Origin of the sequence: Robiginitalea sp., assembly GCF_049588695.1 — a bacterium.
GTDB lineage: Bacteria > Bacteroidota > Bacteroidia > Flavobacteriales > Flavobacteriaceae > Robiginitalea.
Map to the genome: position 1 here is coordinate 1 of NZ_JBAVZJ010000380.1, position 3,401 is coordinate 3,401.

Here is a 3,401-nt window from a genome sequence, read left to right on the forward strand (position 1 = left end):
AAATTATACCCTTTTTCAGGTTTGATCGTCAGCTTGCCATTTTTAACCTCAGTGACCAAATGTTCCAACAGGTTTTCTTCCCCGCTTAGGGTGATTTCACCTTCACGTCCCGAGATGAGTTCAACGTCGAACCAACCGGACATGGCTACACCGTCATAGGAACCGACACTCCGCTCCACGGTAACCATATTCCCGTTTCCTTTTATTTTCTTTCCCCATTGTGCGGCCGCGGGCAGGGCCAGTAAAAGGGACATGCTAAGAATCCATACTTTTTTCATCTGTGTTTTCTTTTAGGGTTGGTATTTAATATTTGCGAAGTGTAATACTTCCATAATCACTATTTATTCTCATGTAGTTTCCGCTATTGGCGCTGCCGTGGTATCCCTCGTAATAGCGATCGCTGGATTTTTCCTTGCTGATATTGACTTCGAGGTCTTCTTTTCCTTTAACCCCTGCGTATTCCGTAGTGATTTGAAAATCGAAATGATAGGCGGAGTCGTACCCCAGCTTGATCCCGGTATAATTGGTCCTGATATCGACATTCCCGGCCTCTGCGGTCATCTTCTCAATCTGAATCCCCCCGTAATCGGCATCTAAATCGACATTTCCGGAAACCTGCCCCAGTTTTATATTTACATAGTCTCCCCTCCCAAGGACGTTGTTGACTTTTCCGATTTCAACACTGCCGTAATCGCAGTTGTAATCCAGGTTTTCCATTTCCAAAATCCTGGCATTTGTATAATCGGCCCGCAGGATAATATTCCCCGTTTTTTCGATCGTAAAGCCGGAATAGTCGGCGTTGATTTCCCCGCTGTTCATATAACCGATCTCAGATTTGGAAGTATAATCAAAGTTAAGTTCATTATTTCGGCCCCTGAGTTCTCCCAGATCCATACGTCCGTAATCACAACTGATTTTAGCGTGACCGTCTACCCGGTCCAGAATGATATTGCCGTAGTCGTTGCTGAGGTTGACGCTATTCTTTACAGGCATTTTAATCGTGTAATTAATCTGTAAATTCACATTATTGTTTCCTTTCCAGCCCCAACCTGATTTTTTGTTGAATATGGTCCGGGCAGAGACCATACTGGAGGAGGCATCAAAATCTACATCGATCTCTTCCAGGCGCTGGTTTACCTTGTTTTCGTTATTGCCGTTCACGGTGATGTGGACTTCGATGACCACTCGGTTTTCATTCCAGGAGTTCAGTACCAGGTTGCCGTAACTGTTATTAATCTTCAGCAGGGCATCGGCATTTACATCGAATTCCTTGCGAATGGTCTTTTCCTTGGTGTGTTTGCCTTTTAAATCGTTGGCATAGGTCTGGGATGTAAAGCAGACCGCAAGCAGCAACAATATATACCGGTTAAATAGTAGTGTTTTCATAATTTTCGTTTTTGAATTGTTTTATTTCTTCCACACGCTCCATCACTTCACGGAGTAAGTCGATCCGCGTTTGGAAATTTTTAATCATTGCACTTAAAATCAGTTTGGAATCCCCGCCCTGAATTAAATCCCGTTCAAGTTTTTTATAGTCTGTATCCAGCATCTCTAACTGGGCAAGCGTATCGTCAATAAGGGGTTTTGTCTCCGGGGAACTCATCCCTTCCAATTCCCGGATTTGGAGAGACACCAGACCTGCAAAATGCCTTGTGGTCTCTGAGGCCTGGGGCGATATCTCCGCCACCTGGGATTCGAGACTCGGTTCGCTCCGAAAGAGAAATACAGAAGAGGCCAGCAATAGCGCTATGGTGGCAGCAATGGATAAGTTTTTCCACCATGTATTACCCGGTCGCTTCGTCTGCCCTGCCGCCTCTTCACGAAGGCGGTTCAGGAACCGGTCCCGATGCCCTTCCCGGGGGTTTTCCCTGTCAAAGGAACCCGCAAGGGACTCAAAAAGGGCTTCAATATTTTCGTCTTCTTTCATAACTGATGCGCTTTAAGCTTTTTTCTTAAACTCTCTTTTGCACGAGATATCAGTGTTCTGCAATTCCCATAAGAGATATCCATAATCTCACTGATTTCCTCATAATCGTATCCTTCAATTAAGTGTAAGGTCAAAGACACTCTGTAGCTGTTTTTTAACTGTTTCATGGTTTCCAGCACTTTTTGAGCCATTCGTTCCGTACTTCCATGATCAGTCGGTGCCGCATCGTAATCTTCGACCTTGTACATGACACTTTCCAGACCTACCTCCTGCTTTTTTTGCTGCTTTCGGTAGTGATAGATACTGTTGTTTATTACAATCCGTTTCAACCAGGCTCCAAATGTGACTTCCCCTTTAAAGGACTCCAGTTTGGTAAACGCACTCAGGAAGGACTCCTGCATTATATCTTCGGCCTCTGCAGAATCTTTGACGATTCTAAGGGATGTATTGAACATGGCCCTGTAGTATCGGTCATAGATCTTCATTTGTGCGCTTTGGTCACCTGCCAGGCAGGCTTGCAACAAAACTTTGGTATCTGTACTCTTGTGGCTCAAAAAGGTACTCGTTTGTCTTATAGAGTATCCAATTTATGAATTGTTACACTTTCTTGGGAACAATCTTTAGCCCTTGGCACAAGAATTGTCTAAGAAGGGTAGGTTAACAAGCCCTCCGGGCGTGTTGTATGTTGATAATGAAGCGCTTGAAGTAATACCGGGGAGTGGATTACACAGGTCCCCCAAAGTTTGGGGTGACAGAATGACTGAAAAAAAAACTATGGCAAGATCAAAATTTATCGGAGTTGACAATATGTCGCTCCAGGATATCGACCAGGACTCGGAACTTATTCCATTGCTTACCCCGGAAGATGAAAAGGAGATGAATGATGAGGAGCTCCCTGAAACGCTACCTATTCTCCCCCTGCGCAATACGGTGTTATTTCCAGGGGTCGTCATCCCGATTACGGCGGGAAGGGATACCTCCATACATTTAATCAAGGATGCCAACAAGGGAGCCAAGGTTATCGGGGTCGTATCCCAAAAGGACGAAGCGGTAGAAAATCCAAAGGTCAAGGATATCAATACCCTGGGTACGGTGGCGAGAATCCTGAGGGTCCTTAAAATGCCGGATGGGAATACTACTGTGATTATTCAGGGTAAAAAACGCTTCGAGATCGCGGAGGTGCTGACCGAAAAACCGTATATGACAGCCACTGTACGGGAGGCTGCCGAAACCCGCCCGGACGAGTCCGGAGCTGAGTTTACCACGATAATCGAATCGGTTAAGGAACTGGCCCTGCAAATTATAAAGGACAACCCGAACATTCCGAGCGAAGCCGCCTTTGCCATCAAGAATATTCAGAGTAATTCCTTCCTGATCAATTTTGTTTCCTCCAACCTGAACCTCCCCGTAGCAGACAAACAGGAACTTCTGGAGCTTGCGGATTTACAGGAGCGGGCCCTGGCAACCCTCAGGC

The 3,401-nt window shown here is 45.6% G+C and carries 5 protein-coding genes; 1 reads left to right on the top strand and 4 read right to left on the bottom strand.

Features of this window, described 5'->3' with window-relative positions; all coding sequences use genetic code 11:
* The 4 genes from WBV75_RS09020 to WBV75_RS09035 form a co-directional block, all read right to left on the bottom strand.
* Positions 1-278, bottom strand: a 278-nt coding sequence (locus WBV75_RS09020; protein ID WP_424120296.1) for a GIN domain-containing protein, incomplete at its 3' end; no start/stop codon positions are given.
* A 25-nt stretch (positions 279-303) separates the two neighbouring features.
* Positions 304-1,386, bottom strand: coding sequence for a hypothetical protein (locus WBV75_RS09025; protein ID WP_424120297.1), 1,083 nt, complete (start codon positions 1,384-1,386; stop codon positions 304-306).
* Positions 1,367-1,927: a hypothetical protein gene (locus tag WBV75_RS09030; RefSeq protein ID WP_424120298.1), complete on the bottom strand. Its 561-nt coding sequence runs from the start codon at positions 1,925-1,927 to the stop codon at positions 1,367-1,369. Before WBV75_RS09030 ends, WBV75_RS09025 begins: the two co-directional genes overlap by 20 nt.
* Entirely contained in the window at positions 1,924-2,481 is a 558-nt protein-coding gene (locus WBV75_RS09035; protein WP_424120299.1) for an RNA polymerase sigma factor, read from the bottom strand. Before WBV75_RS09035 ends, WBV75_RS09030 begins: the two co-directional genes overlap by 4 nt.
* Before the next feature lie 220 nt (positions 2,482-2,701).
* Here WBV75_RS09035 and WBV75_RS09040 point away from each other — a divergent pair.
* The coding region (locus WBV75_RS09040) for an LON peptidase substrate-binding domain-containing protein (RefSeq protein ID WP_424120300.1) at positions 2,702-3,401 on the top strand (700 nt) is incomplete at its 3' end.

Coding starts and splice junctions, on each gene's coding strand:
- WBV75_RS09025 (WP_424120297.1), bottom strand. CDS start 1,386: ATGAAAACACTACTATTTAACCGGTATATATTGTTGCTGCTTGCGGTC.
- WBV75_RS09030 (WP_424120298.1), bottom strand. CDS start 1,927: ATGAAAGAAGACGAAAATATTGAAGCCCTTTTTGAGTCCCTTGCGGGT.